The 22664-nt window shown below is 37.4% G+C and carries 20 protein-coding genes and 1 pseudogene; 10 read left to right on the forward strand and 11 right to left on the reverse strand.

Annotation, left to right across the window (positions count from 1 at the left end):
- Positions 1-69: 69 nt before the first annotated feature.
- From FLEMA_RS0140900 to FLEMA_RS0140930, 4 genes are read right to left on the reverse strand one after another with little or no spacing between them, the layout of a single operon-like run.
- Positions 70-624, reverse strand: a complete 555-nt coding sequence (locus FLEMA_RS0140900; protein ID WP_026996744.1) for a hypothetical protein — start codon at positions 622-624, stop codon at positions 70-72.
- A gap of 7 nt (positions 625-631) precedes the next feature.
- Positions 632-1423, reverse strand: a complete 792-nt coding sequence (locus FLEMA_RS76250; protein WP_052354190.1) for a DUF4129 domain-containing protein — start codon at positions 1421-1423, stop codon at positions 632-634.
- Positions 1407-2390: a hypothetical protein gene (locus FLEMA_RS72075; RefSeq protein ID WP_044172782.1), complete on the reverse strand. Its 984-nt coding sequence runs from the start codon at positions 2388-2390 to the stop codon at positions 1407-1409. The genes FLEMA_RS76250 and FLEMA_RS72075 overlap by 17 nt, the downstream gene beginning before the upstream one ends.
- A 50-nt stretch (positions 2391-2440) precedes the next feature.
- Positions 2441-3391 carry a stage II sporulation protein M gene (locus FLEMA_RS0140930; protein WP_026996746.1) on the reverse strand — a complete coding sequence of 317 codons (951 nt, stop codon included), beginning with the start codon at positions 3389-3391 and terminating at the stop codon, positions 2441-2443.
- Positions 3392-3471: 80 nt separating this feature from the next.
- On the opposite strand from FLEMA_RS0140930, the gene FLEMA_RS72080 reads away from it, so the two are divergent.
- Positions 3472-4212 (forward strand): RDD family protein, encoded by a 741-nt coding sequence (locus tag FLEMA_RS72080; RefSeq protein WP_044172784.1) that lies wholly within the window; start codon positions 3472-3474, stop codon positions 4210-4212.
- A gap of 3 nt (positions 4213-4215) precedes the next feature.
- Here the strand turns inward: FLEMA_RS72080 and FLEMA_RS0140955 are convergent, their stop codons facing one another.
- The gene (locus FLEMA_RS0140955; protein ID WP_026996748.1) at positions 4216-5073 is read right to left on the reverse strand and encodes an AraC family transcriptional regulator; all 858 of its coding nucleotides are present in this window, start codon (positions 5071-5073) and stop codon (positions 4216-4218) included.
- A 211-nt stretch (positions 5074-5284) separates the two neighbouring features.
- On the opposite strand from FLEMA_RS0140955, the gene FLEMA_RS72085 reads away from it, so the two are divergent.
- Complete coding sequence (locus FLEMA_RS72085) at positions 5285-6100, forward strand: phytanoyl-CoA dioxygenase family protein (protein ID WP_044172787.1); 816 nt, start codon at positions 5285-5287, stop codon at positions 6098-6100.
- Here FLEMA_RS72085 and FLEMA_RS0140985 read toward each other — a convergent pair.
- The gene (locus FLEMA_RS0140985) at positions 6097-6291 is read right to left on the reverse strand and encodes a hypothetical protein (RefSeq protein ID WP_026996749.1); all 195 of its coding nucleotides are present in this window, start codon (positions 6289-6291) and stop codon (positions 6097-6099) included. The two genes, FLEMA_RS72085 and FLEMA_RS0140985, sit on opposite strands and share 4 nt — an antisense overlap.
- Positions 6292-6408: 117 nt before the next feature.
- On the reverse strand, positions 6409-9504 hold the full coding sequence (locus tag FLEMA_RS0140990) for a TonB-dependent receptor domain-containing protein (protein ID WP_026997927.1): 3096 nt from the start codon (positions 9502-9504) through the stop codon (positions 6409-6411).
- A gap of 240 nt (positions 9505-9744) precedes the next feature.
- On the opposite strand from FLEMA_RS0140990, the gene FLEMA_RS72090 reads away from it, so the two are divergent.
- From FLEMA_RS72090 to FLEMA_RS72100, 3 genes are all read left to right on the forward strand, one after another.
- On the forward strand, positions 9745-10776 hold the full coding sequence (locus FLEMA_RS72090; protein WP_052354191.1) for a DUF3089 domain-containing protein: 1032 nt from the start codon (positions 9745-9747) through the stop codon (positions 10774-10776).
- A 4-nt stretch (positions 10777-10780) separates the two neighbouring features.
- Positions 10781-11848 carry a mannose-1-phosphate guanylyltransferase gene (locus FLEMA_RS72095; RefSeq protein WP_044172789.1) on the forward strand — a complete coding sequence of 356 codons (1068 nt, stop codon included), beginning with the start codon at positions 10781-10783 and terminating at the stop codon, positions 11846-11848.
- 247 nt (positions 11849-12095) lie between these two features.
- Positions 12096-12386: a hypothetical protein gene (locus tag FLEMA_RS72100; RefSeq protein WP_044172791.1), complete on the forward strand. Its 291-nt coding sequence runs from the start codon at positions 12096-12098 to the stop codon at positions 12384-12386.
- A gap of 187 nt (positions 12387-12573) precedes the next feature.
- On the opposite strand, the gene FLEMA_RS72105 is transcribed toward FLEMA_RS72100, so the two are convergent.
- On the reverse strand, positions 12574-12774 hold the full coding sequence (locus tag FLEMA_RS72105; protein ID WP_052354192.1) for a helix-turn-helix transcriptional regulator: 201 nt from the start codon (positions 12772-12774) through the stop codon (positions 12574-12576).
- Between the two features lie 179 nt (positions 12775-12953).
- Here FLEMA_RS72105 and FLEMA_RS72110 point away from each other — a divergent pair, with 179 nt between their 5' ends.
- The 5 genes and pseudogenes from FLEMA_RS72110 (at position 12954) to FLEMA_RS72130 (ending at position 18470) form a co-directional block, all read left to right on the forward strand.
- Positions 12954-13298 (forward strand): cysteine peptidase family C39 domain-containing protein, encoded by a 345-nt coding sequence (locus FLEMA_RS72110; RefSeq protein ID WP_044172793.1) that lies wholly within the window; start codon positions 12954-12956, stop codon positions 13296-13298.
- Between the two features lie 83 nt (positions 13299-13381).
- Entirely contained in the window at positions 13382-14089 is a 708-nt protein-coding gene (locus FLEMA_RS72115) for a hypothetical protein (protein ID WP_044172795.1), read from the forward strand.
- Positions 14058-14837: a TlpA family protein disulfide reductase gene (locus FLEMA_RS72120; RefSeq protein WP_044172796.1), complete on the forward strand. Its 780-nt coding sequence runs from the start codon at positions 14058-14060 to the stop codon at positions 14835-14837. Before FLEMA_RS72115 ends, FLEMA_RS72120 begins: the two co-directional genes overlap by 32 nt.
- 31 nt (positions 14838-14868) lie before the next feature.
- Positions 14869-17067 (forward strand): annotated as a pseudogene (locus FLEMA_RS72125) (peptidase domain-containing ABC transporter).
- A gap of 44 nt (positions 17068-17111) precedes the next feature.
- On the forward strand, positions 17112-18470 hold the full coding sequence (locus tag FLEMA_RS72130; RefSeq protein WP_044172798.1) for an HlyD family secretion protein: 1359 nt from the start codon (positions 17112-17114) through the stop codon (positions 18468-18470).
- A 92-nt stretch (positions 18471-18562) separates the two neighbouring features.
- On the opposite strand, the gene FLEMA_RS0141190 is transcribed toward FLEMA_RS72130, so the two are convergent.
- The 3 genes from FLEMA_RS0141190 to FLEMA_RS0141210 form a co-directional block, all read right to left on the reverse strand.
- On the reverse strand, positions 18563-19441 hold the full coding sequence (locus FLEMA_RS0141190; protein ID WP_026996759.1) for a MerR family transcriptional regulator: 879 nt from the start codon (positions 19439-19441) through the stop codon (positions 18563-18565).
- A gap of 228 nt (positions 19442-19669) precedes the next feature.
- The gene (locus FLEMA_RS0141200) at positions 19670-20362 is read right to left on the reverse strand and encodes a carotenoid biosynthesis protein (protein ID WP_044172801.1); all 693 of its coding nucleotides are present in this window, start codon (positions 20360-20362) and stop codon (positions 19670-19672) included.
- 133 nt (positions 20363-20495) lie between these two features.
- Positions 20496-22643: a 3-hydroxyacyl-CoA dehydrogenase NAD-binding domain-containing protein gene (locus FLEMA_RS0141210; RefSeq protein WP_026996762.1), complete on the reverse strand. Its 2148-nt coding sequence runs from the start codon at positions 22641-22643 to the stop codon at positions 20496-20498.
- Between the last annotated feature and the right edge of the window lie 21 nt (positions 22644-22664).

The following is a 22664-nucleotide window of genomic DNA, read 5'->3' on the forward strand; positions in this document are numbered from 1 at the left end:
GGGTTCATAGCCTTCGGCAAAGTATTAATCTACAGAAAACTACCTTGCCGAAAGCCAATCGCCGCCATATTACTCTTCCTCTGCATCGTCGGTTACGGTAGTAATGCTCTTAACTTTAGCATTTTCGAGGTAAATTTCTAAGAAAGAATCAGATGTTCCAAATTGTACACTTATGGTAACCCAAGCAGGATTAAACTCGTCAATATCTCTATTTTTATACGATTTAGGGAACATTTTTTTTATTTTACTGATATTATCGCCCACCTTCAAAGCCGACAAATTATCTATTTGAAATGTAGGTGATTTTAGTTCAAAACCACTAACAACGTCATCCATAACATAAAAAGAGTCTCGACCATAAATATAAACTTCAAAGTGGTCGCTACTTTGAGCATCGGGCGTTTCTTCTTTTCGTACAGAATCGGGCGAGCCCAATTTATCCAACAAAAGGCCGTAGTTTCCTCCCAGCTTTACCCCCGAAATAACCGTAGCATCGTAGTTGATGGTATCGTATTCTACCTCCTCAGTAATGGTATGTTGTTGGGTTGGCACTAAGCTGATAAAAGAACTCAACGTTAGGGTGGTCAAAAAGGCCACTAAGAGAAATAAACTAATTTTTTTCATGTTGTTGTCACGATTTCTGAGAGATATTCTCGGTACGTGTTATACTGCGATTGAAATGAATGAATTGTTTTTGCAACTCATTAAAAGACTCTTGATTGATTGAAAAGTCACCATACCAAGCATATTCAAACTGGGTAGTGATATATTCAAATTCTTTTTGTAAAATTGGCGAATTTAGTTCATAAACGTAACTTCTATTGGTTTTATTGATTCGCCAATCAATCATTTGTTGGTTGGCAAGGGCCTTTAGTGTTTGCAAATAATGTAATCGTACCGCCAAACGGTAATTTTGACCCAATAATGCCTCTTGAATCCTGTCTTCAAAATTGATAGCATGAATATTTTCGCCTTGTGTTTCGTAAGGAATTTCAATTGCATTAATCTTTCGGCCAAAAATACCCGAAAACTCAATACCAATTAATTTTAATACTACAAAAACTATTACCGCCGCCACAAAGATATAGGCGATAATTTTGAGGGCTATCCCTGTTTTTGTTTGGCCAAAAAGACCTGAAAGCCATTTTATCAAAATACCCAATAGGCGGTTGCTCCAAGTATCGTTTAGCTGTTGTTCTATGCCATACTGATACTTTTTTTGCAAACGTAAATGAGCCAACTTGCTCGATGGCGGGAGCTTTATTGCTACCTGTTGGCTTGTGTCGGGATTAGGTATTTGGCCCAAAGTAGCCTCAATATTGGCATATAGTGTTATGAATAAAAGCAAACCTAGGATTCGAGCTAATCGAAAACCTAAGATATAGCCTAAATTCTTTAAAAAACGACTAATAAGTTTCTTCATCGTTAGTATGGTCTTCTTTTTGACCAATATTTTCGATTTTTTTGAATAGGCTATTTCCTTCTTTCTTTTCTACCAAATTGAAATACTGTAGGCCTATAGCAACATAAGACAACGCAGAAACTAACGACGACCCAATGGTGGATAAGGTTGTAGTAATAACCAACGAGGCATCGCCAGTAACGCCAGAGCCGATTTTGAAAATTTTCAAAAACATAATAATGCCTGCAGGAAGCGTAAATACCAATGACAAAAAGTAATTGATAATACCCATTACCATAATGATGCCAAAGGTTGACCACCATTTGTTGGTAATAAGATACTTTGCTCTGCCCAAAGCATAACTCACATCGCTGTACTCAAATACAATAATAGCTGGACACAAAGAAAACATTACTGCAAAGTAAATTAGGGGCAAAAACAAAAATACAGATAAAAAGGCCGCTATTCCGGCATTCAAAGCTGCCGATAAGGCGGCTATTGCTAGCCCAATAATTAATAAAATACCCATCATAATGGCTACAATTGCCAAAAAACAACGCAATACTACTCTGAAATGGTCTTTTACTTTTTCGAGTACCTGATTGAACGAAACACGCTCGGTTGACTCTCTGTACACCTGCATAAATGAATACACAACCACAACCAACAATACATTGGCAATAATCGTAGCAATAAACATTATATAATATGTTGGGGTCATGAGCTGGGCACTACTTTGCCCAAGAGCCTTCAAAAAATCATTGATGTTGGTTGCAGTATCCGACGAGGCACTTGCACTACCAGCAGCCCCAAGCACATTTACTTGATGTAAGCCCGCAAATATCCCTGCAATCAAGGCTACAGGGCCAGTAATTAGTACAATAGATTGGACAAATATTTTGAAATTAATCTTGACAAATGTGAAGGTATCATTGATTTTGTCGCCAAAATCACGTTCTCTTTCTAAAGGTAAAGTAGTCTTTTTCATTATATTAGATTATAAAGGAATAAGGGTAAATGAATAAATAGGGTATGGTATTAATAGGTACTTGTTTTTTGATGTAATTGTATTGGGAACACCACAAAGTACCAAACAATAAAGGTGAACGAAGGAATAATAATAGCTAAACTGGCTAGAGTGGATAGGTGCATTCGGGTTATAAAACTTTCCAAAAAACCTGCCATAATAAATAATGGCACTAATGCTACCACAATTTTCAGTCCTTGTTTGGCTCCAGCTTTAAACGATTCGAGCCGAGAATAGGTTTTGGGAAAAACAATGCTATTCCCCATCACTAAACCTGCACAACCTGCAATCACAATAGACGAAATCTCTAAAGTACCATGTAGCCATATTGTTAGCAAAGAAACCTTCAAAAATCCTTGTTGATAACAAAAATACTGAAATACCCCCAACATTACGCCATTGGTAATGAGTAAATATCCCGTACCTATCGATACCAGAATACCTGCCACAAATGTCATAAAGGCTACTTTGATATTATTACTTGTAATCATCAAAAACATAAAAAAAGGGTCTTGGCTACCATATATGGCCAGTGGGTCGCCTTTTTCAATATTTTCGAGGGTCATGTCTATATAAGAATCGCCTAGAATCAGGCGGGCAAAGGTTTCGTCATGTGCCACCGATACCGCCCCAATAATGGCCGAAACAACTAAAATGACAAATGATACCAGCATTTCTTTTTGAGAATCATAAAAAAGGGTAGGTACTTCTTCTTTCCAAAAAAGAATAAAATGGCTGATTTTTTCCTTTTTATTGGCATAAATTTTCCCAAAGAATCGCCCCGTCAGTCCATTCAAATAGGAGGTAGTTGCCGAGTTTGGGTAAAATGTTTGAGCATACGAAAGGTCGTCGGTTAGCTCAATAAAAGTTTCAGCAAGTTTATCCGAATCGGTGTTTTTTATATCATGTTCAAAACCCTGCCATTTATCAAGATTTTGTTTTTTAAATAATGCCTCTCGCATCGTGTAATTTTCGGTTAGGAAGTTTAATTTTAAGCAATATATCAAAAATAATAACGTATTCTTCCAACCACAAACTTATAATGAGTAAGATAAAAATTCAGACAGCTCAAAACGTAGAAGTGTCGTTTACACCTGCTAGTATTGGAGATAGAATAATCGCTCACTTAATTGATTTAGTAGTATTTATGGGTTGGGGGCTAGCGTTTTTGCTGGTCGCCATTACTTTTGAAGGAAATATTTTTAATAATAATATAGGAGCTATTCTCTTTTTTGTGTTGGGTGTATTGCCTGTATTTTTCTACGACCTTATTTGTGAAGTTTATATGAATGGGCAAAGTATTGGCAAAAGGGTAAGACATATCCGTGTTATCAAGCTCGACGGTACTCCGCCGTCGTTGGGGGCGTATCTGCTTCGATGGCTCTTTCGATTGGTTGATACCAAATTTCCGTTTTTGGGGCCATTGGTCGCTTTGATTACTATTGCAGCCAATGGCAAAGGTCAACGACTGGGCGATATAGCTGCAGGAACAACAGTTATAAAAGTCAAAGAAAGTGTGTCGTTAGAAGCTCTTCGCCAAGAAAAAATGGATGAAGCCTACGAAGTGATGATTCCCGAAGCAAGCTTATTGTCGGATAGCGACATCGAAGTAGTGCGTGATGTACTGAGAAAAGTAGACGAAAGCTATAACGAACAACTATTGGTACAAACGGCACTAAAGTTAAAAGCCGTCATGCAAATACAGTCGGAACTCGACGATAGGGCATTTTTAGAACAAGTACTTAGCGACCATACATTTTTGATGGCCTATGGCGATGAATAACCATTAGAGTTTCTGGAAAAGCTTGCGGTAGCCCAAGGGGCTTTGCCCTGTTATGCTTTTGAACTGTTTGTTGAAATGCGAAACATTACCAAAACCACTTTCAAAGCAAACTTCGGCTACTTGTTTGTCGGTTTGAGTAAGTAGGTTACAGGCATGTTTGATTCTAAATTCGGTAACTAAATCCAGAAAAGTTTTTTTGGTTACTTTCTTGAAGTATCTACAAAAAGCGGTTTCGGTCATATTTGCCAAAAAAGCAGCCATTTCTAAATGTACTTCTTGTGTATAGTTTTCGATAATATAAGCATATACTTTATTGATACGTTCAAGGTCGATACTGGCAAGCTGGTGTTTTTCGGCCTGAGCATCAATAACACTATAGTCCGACGAAATAGCAATGGTGTTAAGAATATCTATTAGTCCGAGTATTTTTTGTACAGGTGGTACATTCAACAAAAAATAGATTTCTTTCGCAATTCTATCTCTGGTTTTTCCAGAAATCACCACACCACATTCTGCACTTTTTAGTAGCCGCTGAATTGCCGACATTTCGGGGGTTTGGAAAAAGCTATCACCTAAGAAATTTTCTTTAAACTGAACCACAACCGACTGAGCAGTACCTTCCAAGCCAATACCATCGTTTTTCCAACAGTGGGGCAAGTTAGGCCCCAATAGTACCAAATCACCCTCCTTAAAATTAGCAATATTTGTTCCTACAAACCTTTTTCCTTGGCTTTTCTGAATAAGTGTTAGCTCAAATTCGGGGTGAAAATGATAGGGGGCATCAAAGTATGGTAGACTAAATTGTCGAAATAGTAATGAGCTATTCAGTGTATTGTCCAGTTGCTCAAGAGAGGCTTTCATTTCGTAAGAATTATTCTTGAAGTAGTATTTTTAATAGCATTATGGTAAAAATGCACAATTATTGGTAAAAAATGACAAAATCATCCTGAAAAAATTCTACGTACTTTGTTGTCATAAAAGGCACTGAGTGGCGGTTAAGTTGGCAATTACAGCCCTATAACCTGCTACCCCAAGCAAGTATTTACCATTTTTATCCTTTAAAATAATCTCTATGACTACTTTAACATTGCCAGACTTGTCGACAGCTTACCAAGTAAGTACCGAACAACAAAAAGAATACCAGAAAAATGGGCATATTCTTTTGCGAAGTATTGTTTTGCCCAACGAAATGTCCGCTTACCGAGATGTAATAGTAGCCGCCGCCGACCAATACAATACCGAATATCGTAAGATAGAAGAGCGAGATACCTACGGGAAGGCTTTTTTACAGATTATGAATTTATGGGAAGTAGATGAAAACGTTCGGAAATTTACTTTGGCCAAGCGTTTTGCTCATATTGCGGCACAATTGATGGGAGTAGAAAAAGTTAGAATTTACCATGACCAAGCTTTGTTCAAAGAGCCAGGAGGAGGACATACACCTTGGCATCAAGACCAGTACTATTGGCCTGTCGATACCAACAACACCATTACCATGTGGATGCCCTTAGTAGACATATCTGAAGAAATGGGTATGCTTACCTTTGCTTCGGGTTCACAGGAACTGGGCTTTATGGGCAATCTGCAAATATCCGATGAGTCGGACGATGTACTGGGGAATATGGTAAAAGAAAAGCAATACCCCATTGCACGAGCCAGCTACATGAAGGCAGGCGATGCTACTTTTCATGCAGGGTGGACCTTGCATAATGCCCCAGGGAATAGCTCGGCTACTATGCGCGAGGTAATGACTATCATTTATATAGCCGATGGTACTTACATCACCCCCCCACAAAATCGCCATCAAGAAGCCGACAGGCTTCGTTGGTTTCAGGGGCTAGAGGTGGGAAGCTTGGCGGCATCGGCCATTAATCCTTTAATAGATTAATGTTTTGGACAGCCGCAGTCTTTTTTCTTGAACAAACCCCAAAGAAAACCTTTTTTACGCCTTCTTTTATAAGGTTTATTGCTATTAGTTGCCAAAATCGTAGTATTGGAATAGTTGCTCGCAAAAGAATTTGCTTCTGTTTCTACTTGAAAACAAGTAAAGGCAACCGATAAAAGGATGATTTTTTTCATAATGCTAACAATACAAATGGGATTACTAAATTAACGAAAAAACAAATAAGCTAGTATAAAAAAAGGGTACGAGACCAAATGTCATCGTACCCTTTTGAGTCAAAAAGAGGTTTATACCTATTTATTAAGTAATTCGTCGAAAGTAATACCGATATAAAAAGTAGAGCCTACATACGAGCTACCATAAGCTTGGAAGTACGGGTTGCCAAAGATATTGGTTCCACCAACTTTGATAATCGATTTGATTGGAGATACCTTATAGCTAAACTGAGCATCCAAGTTGTTGATAGCAGGTACAATAGTGTTTGTAAAAAAGGCTACACCTGTAGTAGTTGGTGTAGGAAAGCTAGATTCCCAAGTAAACGATGTTTGGTGACGGAAAGCTACATTATATCCCCATTTGCTACCACTTGTTATACGCTTACCAACATTGAACTTGATACTGTATTCAGGTGTATTAAAGCCTGCATAAGCTACCTCAGTAGATGGCGTAAAGTCATTCAATTTGTTGTTAGAAATATTTCCACCAACCGAATACCCTTTGTCGAATGAATAATTAAGCCCTACGGCCCACCCCGAAATAGTGATGTCTTCGTCAGAATTGGCAGGTCTTGAATACCCAGCACGAGTAGCACCACTACCCAATCCCGACTCGATAGGTAAGCCTGGTGCTAAAGCCGCAGTAGGTACAACAATCGTAGCACCACCAATAAAGTTTTTGTAAACACTATAATAGTAAGAAGCATCTACAAAAAGGCGTTTAGCAATAAGTCCTTTATAACCAAGTTCATACGACTGGATTTTTTCAGTTACCAATGGCTTAGATTTGTACTTTGGCAAAGCTGCCAAAGCATAAGCTGGTATTACTTGTGTGGTAACCTCAGTAACTTTTTGAGTAACGGTTGTTCTAACCGTATTTTGAATAAGTGTTTGTACAGGAGCTGATGCCATTTGTTGTTGTACACCAGCCTGAATAGCCGCAGGAGCATTAGCTGCTGGTAGTTGGCCTGCAGCCACTGCTGCGTTTACCTGTGCAGTTACTGCAGCTGTAACTTGAGCTGTAACGCCAGCCACTACAGCTTGTTGAATAACAGGTAATTGTGCTGTAACAGCCGCTGTTGCATAAGTTACGGCATTGGCTTTGACAGCATCGGTAATGTATTTTGAATTAGCTCCGTTTTTAGCCAAATCTACAGAAAAATCTGTGAGTACATCACGAGTTACCCCTGTTGCAAGTTTGTAACGAGCATCAAACTCTGGTAATCCGCCAATTAATGTTCCTGCTGGTGTAGCTAGGTCGATATATTGGTTTTGAGTAGTTGGAATTCTAAAGCCTGTTTGGTACGACAAACGGATATTGTGGTCTTGATTAGGCGAAAGTACTGCCGAGAAACGAGGAGTATATTGGCCTTCAAAATTTTGGTTTTTATCATATCTCAACGAGCCTGTTAGCTTTAAGTGGTCGTTTAGGAGGTTTTTAGAAGCCTGTACAAAAGCACCATACTCATTAATTGCGATACTACCAGTTCTACCATCTTTTAGGTCAGAGAATAGCGTACCAGCCGAGCGAAGTTGGTATGAACGGAAGTTAGCTCCCACAGATAAGTCTACAAATTTGATTTCATTTTTAAAGTTATATAAACCTTCTATGTGGTACATATTACTTTTATCGGCAAAAGCACCACCACCATTTGTAATAGTAGCATTTCTGTATTTCTCTAAAAGGGTATTAAATGCTGCACTACCAGGAGCTGGCATATTTCTGTCGGCATATTGGCGAGCAGCCAAATGAGCATTGTCTTCAGAGGCTCCAGCCTGACGTGCTGTTGTATATGCACCTGCATATTCGGTAAACCAAGCGGTATTTGATTTAATTTCGTTGAGCATACCCACAGCAGCCAATCCAGCCGTATATGAACTTCCCGAACGCTCTTGAGTTGTATAGCCACGAAGGGTAAAATTATCGCCTCTTAATTCCAACTTTGCTTGTGTAATGTTAAAGTCACGAAGAGAATAGCGGCCTGTTCCTGTATAAAGGGTTGTACCTTCACCGTAGTTGAGTTGAGCAATAGCTTCTACCTTTTCAGACAAGCGATAGTGAATAGCCCCATTAAACTTTAAGCTTTTGGTATTATTGTCTACCAAATCTTTTTCCAAATAACCTGTACGGCTTACATTAACATCGGGCAATGCTGCATTCAGTGATTTAAGGTTTGCCTGAATCTCGTCGCCATAAACGTTCATACCATCATAATCGGTTCTTGTACCTAATCCACGAGAAGGGTCTGCGTTGCCGCCTACATTCAGGTTGGTATAGTTGGTAGATTCCCAGTCTTTGGCTCTGATATAGGCAAAGTTTACTTTGAATGCTATTTTATTGTTAAACGCCTTAGCAAAACGAACCGATAAGTCGGTAAAAGGCGTAGTTACGTTGCTACGATTATTGGCCGACATTACGCCACCCTTAACATTGGCACTAAGTCCTTGAAATAAAAACGGGCTTTTGCTATTCATCAATACTAAACCATTGATAGCATTAGGGCCATACAAAGCAGAGGCTGCCCCTGGCAAAATTTCAACATTTTCAACATCCAACTCTGGCATACCAATAATATTATCAACGGCAAAGTTGAGTCCTGGAGCCGAGTTGTCCATTCCATCAATCATCTGTACAATACGAGGGTTACCTGTCGAGCCAAATCCACGCATATTAATAGATTTGAACAAAAGCCCTTGTGTAGCCATATCAACCCCTTTTAAGTTGGCCAAGCCATCATAAAAATTGTTAGAAGGAGTTTGTTGGATAGCCTTCAAATCCATTTTTTCGATTGACACAGGCGATTTCATTACGCTTTCTTCAACCCTAGAAGCAGCCACTACCACCTCTTGCCCCATAATATTTTGTTCCTCAAGCTTAATGTCTAAATCTGAGCGACTTTCGGTTATTTTAACCTCCTGTGTGATATAACCTACGCTTGAAACAACAATGGTAAAAGGAGTAGGAGTATTGGTAGTCAACGAGAAATTCCCTTTTAGGTCTGTAATTGTACCTATCACCTTGCCTTTTACAGCAATACTCACACCTATGAGGTTCTCTTTGGTAACCGAATCAGAAACTTTCCCCGAAATTTTAGTTTGTGCGAAGCTGACTACCGATAGCAGCATAAATAAGGCTATTGATGATAACCTTACAGCAGTAAATAATTTGTTCATACGTTTTTAGTGAATTAAGATTAAGTTAACCAACTGAAGGTTGCAAGAAATGCAATATGCTTAAATTAGTGATCTCCTAAACTAAACTGCGATAGTTTTACGTATATGATATAATTAGAGGATACACATTATCTTAACATTCAGTGATTTGGTTTCGTAAATCTAATTAATGTTTAGAGATTTTATTGAATACTAAATGGTTTTTTTCCAAATTTTTCCAAAAATCATCCTATATAACAAGTGAAGATATATTATAGCTTACTAATCGCCTTATTTTTGAGTGGCTGTACCAAAACTCCCTATCGATTGACGAGTCATTTTTCCAATGACCTTGTACCACCAACCCCCAATTATGCTGAAGAAAAAAATTGGGCAGCCTTGCCCCATAAAAGTGACCCAGCCGATTTGGTACCGTATAAATCTTCATTTGTGGATTTACAAAAGGAGGCCAAAGTGGATGTTTTCTTTATTCATCCAACCATTTTTACCAGCAAACCCCAAAATCAGTATCAATGGAATGCCGATATTTTGGATAGCACCATGAATCAGGCTATCGACCAATCTACGATTTTGAACCAAGCATCGGTATTCAATGGTTCTTGTAGTATATATGCTCCGAGGTATCGACAGGCTCATTATCATGCTTTTATTACGCAAGATTTGAGCGATAAAGAAAGGTCACTTGCAATAGCTTATGCCGATGTAAAAGCCGCTTTTGAGTATTATTTAAAGCATTATAACAATGGCAGGCCTATTGTAATTGCATCGCATAGCCAAGGAACAGTTCATGCTAAAAAATTATTGAAGGAGTTTTTTGATAGAAAAGAACTTAAACAAAAACTTGTGGCGGCTTATTTGGTTGGAATTGCTACTCAGCCCGATACCTTTTACGAAATTCCTGCCTGCAAAAGCGGTGATGAAACAGGATGTTTTGTATCTTGGAACACTTATGCTCGTGGCTATTACCCATCTTGGTACAATGAAGGGCTAAATACTGCTATTAGCACCAACCCCTTGACATGGAGGCTCGATGAAGATTTTGCTTCTAAAGAATTCAGCAAGGGGGGGGTGGGGTTAAAGTTTACTTTTTTCCCTCAGGCGGTAGATGCCCAAAATCATGCGGGACTTTTGTGGATTAATAAGCCTTATGTAAAAGGGCGAGCTTTGATTCATACAAAAATATGGCATAGAGCCGACTATAATTTGTTTTATGGCAATATTAGAGATAATATCGCACAACGAGTAAAATGGTATTTGAAGACAAGAAAATAACTATATGAATAACAATTATGTCATTATCATGGCAGGAGGTATCGGAACAAGGTTTTGGCCTTTTAGTCGCACCTCTAATCCAAAACAATTCCATGATGTATTAGGAACAGGCAAAACCCTTTTACAACAAACCGCAGAACGTTTTGAAGATATTTGCCCCAAAGAAAATATATACGTTGTTACTAGTAGCGACTATATAGATTTAGTACAACAGCAGTTACCATACCTAGCCACTGGACAAATCTTGGCAGAGCCTTGCCGTCGTAATACGGCTCCTTGTGTAGCTTTGGCTTCGTATAAAATTGCACAGCAAAATCCTGATGCCAATATCGTTGTGGCTCCTGCCGACCATATTATTTTGAAGGAAAAAGAATTTGAAAAGAAAATCAAAATTGCTTTAGCTGCAGCCTCTAAGGCCGACATATTGGTAACGTTGGGTATTTCGCCAAGTCGTCCCGACACAGGATATGGGTATATCCAGTATGTGCGAGAAGAAGGCGAGGTGAAAAAAGTGAAAAGCTTTCGAGAAAAGCCTCAGTTGGCATTGGCTCAAGAGTTTTTGGCAAGTGGCGAATACGTTTGGAATGCAGGCATATTTATCTGGTCTTCAAAAGCTATTATCAAGGCTTTTGAAGAGTATGCTCCTGCTATACATCAGATTTTTGAGCAAGGAAATGCCGTATATTTTACCGATAAAGAAAATGAGTTTATCGACCAAGCTTATCAAACTTGCCAAAGTATTTCTATCGACTATGCTATTATGGAAAAAGCCCAGAATGTACATGTTGTATTGGGCGATATTGGCTGGTCGGACTTAGGTACGTGGAAATCACTTTACGAAATTTCGGACAAAGACCAACACCAAAACGTAGTAGATGGTAAAGTGTTATTGTACAACGTAAAAGACTCGATTATCAAAACACCCCACAATCGTTTGGTAGTAGTACAAGGCTTGGAAGGCTATATTGTGGCCGAATACGACAACGTTTTGATGATTTGCCAGAAAGACCAAGAACAAAAAGTAAAAGATTTTGTAGCTGAAGCAGGCAAACAAGGGGGCGATTTTGTGTAGTTTCAATAGTATATCATAGAAAGCATAGAAATACAGTACCCTTAAAGCTGTATCTCTATGCTAATAATAGCTTTTTCTTGAAAATAGTAGCTGTTCCCCCAAACACTGTTTGCGAGAAAAATAAACGTATAATGAACATAGGTTAGAAAATATCCATCAAATATATTGGTAGAATTCCAATGGCTATTTGGCTAACGATTTTACTTGCCAGTTATAAAAGTTATTAATACTAGACATCAAAACACAGGTGAAATTGATTGAGCAAATAAATGATAAAGAATTAGCAATATTAAAAAGCAGAACAGATATTAGTTTTTTACCCATTAGGCAAATATTATTAATAAATAATGAAATTAAACTAATTAACTCATTAGAATACCCTCAAAAAGGTTTACTTCGTTCTGACGGATATTTTGTTTTGGGTGTGGCCTATTATGTACTTATCAGTAAAGACATAGACAACCTTAAATTTTTGGGTAATACAGAGCAAACAGAGTCAATAAAAAAAGTATTAAAATTAGCCTTTGAAAAAAGATAACCAACAAAGGGAACTTCTAAAATACAAGATAAAACAGGGATGTTGCTTTGTTACTGGTATCATGAGATAGTATTATTGATGAGCCTTGTTGAAAGCTCTTTAATTATCAATATTAAATCTAAAAATGGCTATTTAATACCTATTAAAAATAGCCATATTCACCCATGTGCTGTATAGAAGTTTAGTATTAAACCTGCACCAAAAAGTCTAAATTCACACCAAAAACCTGAGCTAATCTTTGAGCTTTTAATAGATTAGGAATACTTTTATCGCTTTCCCAAGCGGATATTTTACTTTGTGAAGGAATGTTGATTAAATCAGCTAAAGCTGCTTGCGAAAGGCAATTTTTCAGGCGTAGATTCCTGATGTTTTTTCCTAGGGTTGACATAGATGATAATTGTAAAAATATAACTGAGTGAAGAATTATTAATTTAAGTTAAATATATCAGAGATAAGTAAATTTTACAAGTGGAACTTATGATTTTTTTAAAATATTTGAAAATTATCTGAGTTCAGATTGGAGAGTAGGAAGATGTTTGGCAAATTTATTCATCAAAAATAAAGGATATGATAGCTCTGAACCAACTTTTCAATACGACGAATCAACGACCAGTTGAAGTGATTAAATTATTAATAAAGCATTTACAAGTAGCAGTTACTAATACATCTGTTAGAGAGGCATTACAAATACATCCTGATTATCCCAGTTTATTAAGTCTTAGTGACACGCTTGATACTTGGCATATTCAAAATGCTGCATTGAAGCTTCAACCAGAACAGTTTAAAGAGTTAGAAGTACCTTTTGTTGCTCAACTTTATCAAGTATTATATTACTATTTTGTATTTGTAGGCATTTGGCAAAAAGGATTTACGAGCTGGAACGAATATGGGTTTATTTCAGCGAAACTGTAACTCCTCGTATCGATTTTCAATATAGCTTCTACTTAAAAAAATAATTGATGTTTGATTACTAATAATCATAATACTATGAACCAATGCTCTTTTTTCTTAAGTTTTTATTAGTTTGTACTTTGCTTAAAGGATATAGTAAACCCTTGGGTAACGTAAAAGTTATCTCAAAAGATTCAACCGTTTTAGCTATCCATGCTTCTTATGAAAACCCTATAAAATTTTATTACAATGACATATATTTAGAGCGTCCAATACTACATGAAATATCTTCAGATACTTCTTTTATTTTATACACAGATTATCCTGTACTTATAGTGGTAACAGATAGTACTCCGAACAGGGTAACATCCTACCGCAAATTTCATGGTAGGTTTACCGTCAATAATTTCTTGGTTTATCCCAGTGAGAGGATTAAGGTCTGGAAAGGTACTGATGGAATAACTCGTATGATGTCGGATAATGATATTAGGACAAATGAACTCAATTTTTTTGTCGATATGGAGAAAGAGTTAGGGTTATTTGAAGGATTTGGCTCGGATCTTATTCCCATAAAATTCTCAGCACTTGAGGAATTAGATTTTGTAAATAGCCGATTCAATAAACGCATGGATTTTCTTAATAAGTATCAGAAAAGAAATGCATTAAGTGCTAAATTTATCAACCAAGTACAAAAGGCATTTCAAACAAAAAGGCTAGAAAGACTAATATCACCCTACTACTCATTTTATTCAGGAGTTTTCAAAAAAAGGGATAATCTGATTGATAATACACTGGAAGAATGGATTAAATGAAGAAGAATATTTCTATCATCCTGAATATCGTGGTACTATTCAACAATATTTACATTATTGGGCACTAAACAATCATAAACAAACAGATATTTCAACATTAATAATTCTTGCAAACCAATTGCTAAAAGGGAATGTAAAAGAGATTGCATTGTATGATTTGATACGTTATGCTGCTATAACAGGACAAGATAAAGTAGCAATAGTGACAGCTTTTACAGATTATTTAAAATATGCTTCCGATGGCTTCTTAAAAGAGTACGTAATAAAAAGTTTTCAACCACAAATACTTGCAAAACGATTAGGTGTTGGAAACGATATTATGTATAGTGAACTGGTTTCTGACAGAGATGTTAAATATCATAGCTGGGTTGAGCTATTGAGTACAGATGAAAATAAGTTTATTTATTTAGATTTTTGGGCAAGCTGGTGTGCTCCTTGTAGAACAGAAATGCCTAACTCCAAGAAACTACTAGAAGAATATTCTTCTAAAGGAGTTAAGTTTATTTATATTTCAATAGATGATAATGTAAGTTCATGGAAAAAAGCTATTGCCGAATTAGGGCTCAGTAATTCAACTAACTATCTTTTGCCAGAGGGTAAAATGTCGCCTTTTTCTGAGAAATTCAAGATTAACACAATTCCTCGTTACATGCTAGTAGGCAAAGACGGACAAATAATCAATGATAATGCCCCTCGCCCCTCTGACCCTAAAATTCGACAACTATTGGATGAAGTGTTAAGAAAGTGAGTTTATAAAACCTCTAAATTGTCTACTACCCATGCCCCAATTCCCCTTCTACCAACAACTCGACCAAATGGATTGCGGGCCTACTTGTTTACGTATGATAGCGAAACATTATGGGCTTAGTCTTAATATACAAAATATACAAAGACTTCGAGATGCTTCGGGGTTTAGTCGAGAGGGCGTTTCATTATTGGGTATTGCCGAGGCGGCTGAAAGCGTGGGGTTTAGAACTATCGCCGTAAAAGTTACAATTGATAAATTAGTCAATGATGCTCCGATCTCTTGTATTATTCACTGGCAACAAAATCACTTTGTGGTTTTGGTAGAATTGCAAAAAAACGTTGTTTTGTTGGCTGATCCAGCCAAAGGTTTACGCAAAATGCCTAAAGAAGATTTTTGCGAGCATTGGGCTACTACGCAAGAAGATGGTCAACCAGTAGGAGTGGCGTTATTGTTAGAACCAACCCCTGCTTTTTATGAGCAAGAGGACGATAAAAAACAGGGTTTAGATTTTTCGTATCTTCTTAAATACCTTTGGTCATATAAAAAATTATTGGTACAGTTAGCCATTGGCTTATTAGTGGGGAGTGGTTTACAATTGGTTTTCCCCTTCCTTACGCAGTCAATCGTAGATGTTGGTATTCAGACACGTAATCTAAACTTTATCTATGTCATGCTGGCGGCACAATTGATGCTTTTTGCTAGTAGAACTGTCGTAGAGTTTATCCGTTCATGGATATTACTGCATATCAGTATCCGTATCAATCTCTCAATTCTTTCCGATTTTCTGATAAAACTAATGAAGTTGCCCATGTCATTTTTTGATACAAAAATGTTTGGCGACATCATGCAACGCATTGGCGACCATAGCCGTATCGAGCAGTTTATGACGGGGCAAACGCTCAATACACTTTTCTCTATGGTCAACCTGCTGATATTTGGCTTTGTGTTGGCTTTATATAGTATGCCTATCTTTTCGATTTTTATGATTGGGTCTGTTCTGTATGCCTGTTGGGTTGTACTTTTTTTGAAAGAAAGAAGAAAATTAGATTTCAAAATGTTTGATGTGGCTGCCAAAAATCAAGGCTCATTGGTGCAATTGATTCAGGGAATGCAAGAAATAAAATTAGCCAATGCCGAACACCTCAAACGCTGGGAATGGGAGCGTATTCAAACCAGAATGTTTCAATTTCAAACAAAAGGATTGGCTTTAAATCAGTACCAACAAGCAGGAACGTTTTTCTTGAATGAGGGAAAAAATATCTTAATCACTTTTTTCTCAGCCAAAGCTGTGGTTGATGGTCAACTAACTTTAGGGACAATGTTGGCAATTCAATACATTATCGGGCAATTAAATGCCCCGATTGAGTCGTTAATCCAATTTGTACAAGCAGCCCAAAGTGCTAAAATTAGCTTAGAACGATTGAATGAGATCCATAAGCTGGAGGATGAAGAAAAAAACGAATCACTTACGTATACACAATTAGGTAATAAAGGAGCAAGTATTTCGCTGAAGAATATCAGTTTTACTTATCCTGGAGCAGGCAATGAAGCTGTTTTGAAAAATATTCACTTAAATATTCCACAAGGTAAAGTAACGGCCATTGTAGGTATGAGTGGAAGTGGTAAAGCGACATTGCTGAAACTATTACTGAAGTTTTATGACGTAAAAGGAGAAGTAAAAATAGGAAATGCTCCTTTTGATAGTTTTAAGGCAAGCAATTGGCGAAGAAAATGTGGCGTGGTAATGCAAGATGGATTTATTTTTTCAGATACTGTTGCTCGTAATATTGCTTTGGGCGACGAACAACCCAACCTTGAAAAGCTATACCACGCCTGTGATGTGGCTAATATTTTAACATTTATTGAAAGCTTACCTTTGGGATTTAACACCAAGATAGGCTAGGAAGGAAACGGAATAAGCCAAGGACAAAAACAGCGTTTGCTTATTGCTAGAGCTGTTTACAAAGACCCCGAATATCTATTTTTTGATGAGGCTACCAATGCCCTTGATGCCAATAATGAAAAGAAAATTTTAGAAAACCTTGATGAGTTCTTTAGTGGCAGAACCGTTGTTGTGGTTGCACATAGACTTAGTACAGTCAAAAATGCAGACCAAATTGTGGTATTGCATAATGGCAAAATAACAGAAACTGGAACACATGAAAGTTTAACTTTTCAACGAGGTGAATACTTCAACTTAGTAAAAAATCAATTAGAGCTAGGCAATTAAACAATGCCGTTGTGGATTTAGTAACGAAGCCTGTAATAATAAATATGGAAATTAATATTAATGACATAAATCCTCCCCAAATCTACTTGAATGGTTATGAACCTAAAAAAGTGGATATACCAAAACCAAAGTTGGAACTTCGTTCGGAAGAGGTAAGTGATGTTTTAAGCAAGCGTCCAATGCTGATTATTAGGCATGGATTAACAATTATTGCGTTAATGGGTATCGTTGGTATTTTGGCTTCGTGGTATATTAAGTATCCTGAAATTATTAAAGGCAATGTAATAATTACGACAGAAGTACCGCCAATAAAGGTAATACCTAAGGCTTCGGGTCGTTTACAGAAGCTATTAGTACATCCCAATCAAGCAGTACATCAAGGTGATTTTGTTGCTGAAATAGAGAATACTACTCGGTTAGAAAATTTACCCGTTTTACAAACACTCTCACAACAATTAAAACGCTATTTACAAAATACGTCTTTGAAGGTAGTTTTCCCTTCCAATGCACTCACCTTTGGTGATTTACAAATGGAGTATAATAACCTACTAAAAAACTACCAAGAATCGGAGAGGTTATTGGATGACGTTATTTATGGGCAACGAAAAAATATATTGATACAGCAAATCGCTGATTATAAAAAATTAGTAGCAATTAATCAGCAACAGGTGGAAATCAATAAAGAAGAATTTAGAAATATCGAAATGAAGTATCTTGCAGATAAAAAGCTCTATCAAGAGAAGGTTTATGGGAAATTAGAATTTTTGGGCTTTGAAAATACATTCTTACAAAAGAAAAAAGAAAATGAGAATTACGCCAAAATATTGATAGAGAATAGCTTGACACTTTCGGAAAGACAAAAACAATTAGTAGAGTTGGACTTTGAATACCTCCAAAAAACCAGAACCTATCAGGATAATCTACAACAGTCTGTCCAGAATATAGAGAACCTTTTGGCAAATTGGCAACAGCATTATATAATTTCTGCACCTTCGGATGGCACTTTAAATTTTTTGAAAAACCTTACCGAAAATCAAATGATTCGGGCAGGTGATACCCTATTTGCGGTAGTTCCTCAAAAACAGACAATTATTGCATTAGCTAATGTGACAGCTCAAAATTTTGGGAAAGTAAAAGTAGGTCAGAAAGCCATTGTAAAGCTAGTTAATTACCCTTTTGAAGAATACGGAAGTCTATCTGGCAGTATCCAAAATATAGAATATACTCCCATGGGAAATCAGTATCGAATACAAATTAAATTACCAATAGGACTGAATACTAATTACCATAAAACATTACCATTCAGAGCCGATATGCAGGGTTCTGTAGAGATTATTACTGAAGATTTGAGACTATTGGAAAGGTTTTTTTATAATATAAGAAAAATCCTGAACCAATATTAGGGCTTGAAGATCACTGGTGAACCACCAAGTGTTTAGCCTGCTTATCCAAACACTTAGTAGTCGAAAATCAAAGTATGATTGTCACACAAATATTATTCTGCTGCAAAATCAATCAAGCCTCTGATTTGGGTTAATATTTCTACATTATCAGGACAATCGATGTCTTGACCAATTACCTGATAACCCGTAATTAAAATCTTACTTTCTGGAAAAGTATGAGCTAGCTTATATACATACTTCTGGATTTCGTCTTGTGCTGGTACACTCGTTACAACCGTCATGAGGTAGTCGGGTTTGTGGACATTATAAGCAAATACCAGTTCGTTGAAAGGTAAACTTTGTCCTAAATACACCACTTTGTTTTGGCGGGCACGAATAATATAGTTGGCAAAAAGTAAGCTTGTTTCATGTAGTTCTCCTTCTGGTAAAAATAATAAATACTTTTTAGAGCCAGGGCGAAGTGAAGGCAATTGGCCATCAATTGCCACGATAAGCTTTTGACGAATAAGATTAGAAATAAAATGCTCTTGAGCTGGCCCTATAGACCCCGTTATCCATAAAGTACCAATACGACTCAAGAATGGATAGATAATATTAATCATCATATTCTCAAAGCCAAATTGGAGGGTGTTTGTGCTAATGATTTTCTCAAAACGCTCTTCGTCCAAATCAAGCATAGCAATTGTAAGGGCATGAATTTGGTCGGGATAATTGATTTGTTTATCCGAAATCAACATCACCTCTTTGGCCATTTCATCCAAAGACATTTTGGCTATTTCCGAAATCTTATAGCCGTGGTCTTTGAGTAAGGCTATATTCAACACAAGTTTTAGGTTCTCATCATCATAAGAACGAATATTTGTATCGGTTCGGTTGGGTTTGAGAATATCATACCGTTGCTCCCAGATTCTGAGAGTATGTGCTTTAATACCCGATAATTGTTCGAGATCTTTGATTGAATAATTGCTCATTTTTGGTATTGGTGGTCTAATTGCTTCAGCATTCTTAACATAACCGTCCTAGCTTTTCTGAGGAACGACCAAATACAAAACATTTTACGCTGGAATAATGTATCAAAAGCTTCCGATGAAGCGTATCAAGTAGCTTCAAAAGGTTGTATGCTTTCTTGTTAATGAAATTGTATGGTTTTAAACCTTTGTTTAATAAAAAGGTTTTGTAATTAAACAAAATTAGTGTAATTATTTAAAATAAAATGCGGTTGTGTGTGCAACAAAAAAAATGATTTGTAGAAATAATAGTAAAAAAGCCAATTTGTTCTCCTTTTTGAAGGAGCTTGTTGCAAAATAATACCCCAAGCAGGTAGCTACCACAAACCAAGCATTGAAATTGGCTTGTGGTATAGTATTGTATTGCCATTGCCAAAAATCTAATTGAATAGCAATTGGTTCAATTAGGTAGTCCAACGATGTCATAATAACGCCTATACCAAGAGCCTGTACTGCTTTTTGGGCCAGAGGGTGTATTTTATATCGGTTGGTAATCTGATGCATAACTATACCCGAACAATAAACCAACAGCAACCAGTTAGCTCCTATCACAATGGGTACTTCTGCCACCTTAGTCCCCAGCGTTTGGCCATACCAATAACTCCCAAAAATAAGACCCGTATGAACCCCCACTACTTCTATACCATAGCCCACACCAAAACAAATTATACAAAAAGAAATAAAGGAACGGTTGAAGCCTTGGTGAAAAAACAACAACAAAATAACAGAAACCCAAAGGTTGAATGCAGATAATTCCTGAAAATAGGGTTTGGTAGCAGGTATTTGTAAGCCTATAAAGCCTACAATGTACATTAGTGGCAGAATCGTAAAAACGATTCTTTGGTAGCGTATTGTTAGGTTGTATTGAATAATATGTAAGTTCATAACAAATAAACTCCGAGTAGAGCAAAAGGTTTGTAGGGTTCAAATAGTTTGTATGACAAAGTTGCAAAGATATGGTGAAGCAATCAATGAACTGCCATGATAAGCCTATTCCCTACTCGGAGTACCAGCACACTTAACCCTTTTGGGCTTTTTCTCGTAGCTGATTCGTAGGCCTAAACCTTTCGCCATAAGTATCAGCAAGGCGGTCGCATTCCAATACGAAGGTTTGAATCCCTTCGGTTTCGACAAACGAAAATGTTCCTCCTAAATAGGCTGGAAATCCCCATGCAAGAATAGACCCTAAATCGGCATCGAGTGGCGTTTTGACTACTCCTTCCTCAAAGCACTTTATGGTTTCTAATACCTGACGATACAACAGCCTTTTTCTTATATCGCTAGCTGAAGGTTGTTGAGCTTGTAGGGGAAACAGGGTTTTGAGTCCTTCCCAAAGGTATTTTTTTTGGCCAGTGCTGGGGTCGGGGTATTCATAAAAACCTGCTTTAGCTTTTTTACCTAGCCTACCCATTTCTGTAAACTGTTTGCTTATCTGATAACTTGAGTCGGTTTCGGGTAATGCTCCTGCTTTTACGGCTTCGCCCGAAATACGATAAATTAAATCCAAAGCCACTTCGTCGGACACTGCCAGTGGGCCAACGGGCATTCCCATCAATTTAGCTACATTCTCAATCACAGTAGGGTTTACGCCATCTTTTAGTAATTCTATCCCTTCAGAAGTATATGATGTAAATACCCTCGACGTATAAAACCCTCTTGAATCGTTGACTACAATGGGAGTTTTACGAATTTTCTTGACATAATCCATCGCCAAAGCAATAGTACTTTCGTTGGTTTCTTTGCCTACAATGATTTCTACCAATTGCATTTTATCAACAGGCGAAAAGAAATGAATACCAATAAATCTTTGTGGATTTTGTGAAGCCTGAGCCAGTTTGGTAATGGGCAAAGTAGAAGTGTTAGAGGCAAAAACGCCTGTAGCATGTAAGTACTTTTCAGCTTCTTGGGTAACACTGGCTTTGAGTTCCGTATTTTCAAAAACAGCTTCAATAATCAAATCAGTATCGGCCAAATCGTCGTAGTGGTCGGTAGGTTTGATACACGACAAAATTTGTTCGGCTTTTTGGGGTGTCATTTTGCCTCGTTCAATGGCTTTGTCAAGGAGTTTTTCGGAATAAGATTTACCTTTTTCGGCATTTGCCAGACTGGTATCTTTTAATATTACTTTAATCCCCGCCATCGCCGATACATACGCAATACCTGCACCCATCATACCTGCACCTAAAATACCTAGTTTTTTTACTTCTGTGCTAGGAGTATTTTTAGGGCGACCAGCTCCCTTATTTACTTCGTTTAGCCCAAAAAACATGGTTTTAATAAGATTTTTGGCAACAGACGAGTTGGCTACTTTAACAAAATGTCTAGCTTCAATCACAATAGCACGGTCGATATTGACCAATAAGCCTTCGTAGACACAAGACATAATGGCGATTGGTGCAGGGTAATTGCCATGTGTTTTATTGAGGGTCATGGCAGTACCGCCCATCATAAGTTGTACTCCTTTGGGCGAAAGGATATTCCCTCCTGGTACTTTGTAATTTTCTTGAGCCTTGATTTTGCCTGTTTTTCTATCAACTTCATCCCAAGGCTGAATTCCGTGTGGATTGGCTTCTATCCAAGCAATGGCTTTCTGTATCATTTCATCGTATGAAGTAGCCAAATCGTTGACCAAGCCCAACTGCAAGGCTTCTTTAGGCGATACTTTTTTGCCTTCTAGCAATAAAGGAGCAGCCTTTTCTATTCCAATCATACGAGGTAATCGTTGCGTGCCACCGCCTCCAGGCAGTAAGCCGAGCGTTACCTCGGGTAGACCAATAACCGATTTAGGCGTATCAAGAGCAACCCGATAATGGCAGGCCAAACAAACCTCAAAGCCACCTCCCAATGCTGTACCATTGATAGCCGCTACGATAGGCTTACCGTTGGTTTCCATTTTTCTGAAAATATGGTTCAATTCCAAAGAAAGCTTGAGGAGTTCTTCGGGTGCCTTACCATTGTTTTCAAGAATCATTTTCAAATCGGCACCAGCAATAAATTCGGGTCGTTCTGAAGTAATAATAATACCTTTTATGTCCGTGTTGCCATACACATCACCAAGTGCTTGGGCCAATGCGGCAATAGATTCACTGTTGAGCACATTCATAGGCTGGTTGGCAACGTTAATGCCTAGAATGGCTATGTTTTTTTGAATATGAGTAGTTATCATGATTAATAATTTGTTAGGAAG

This window comes from Flectobacillus major DSM 103 (assembly GCF_000427405.1).
In the GTDB taxonomy this organism is placed as follows: Bacteria; Bacteroidota; Bacteroidia; order Cytophagales; family Spirosomataceae; genus Flectobacillus; species Flectobacillus major.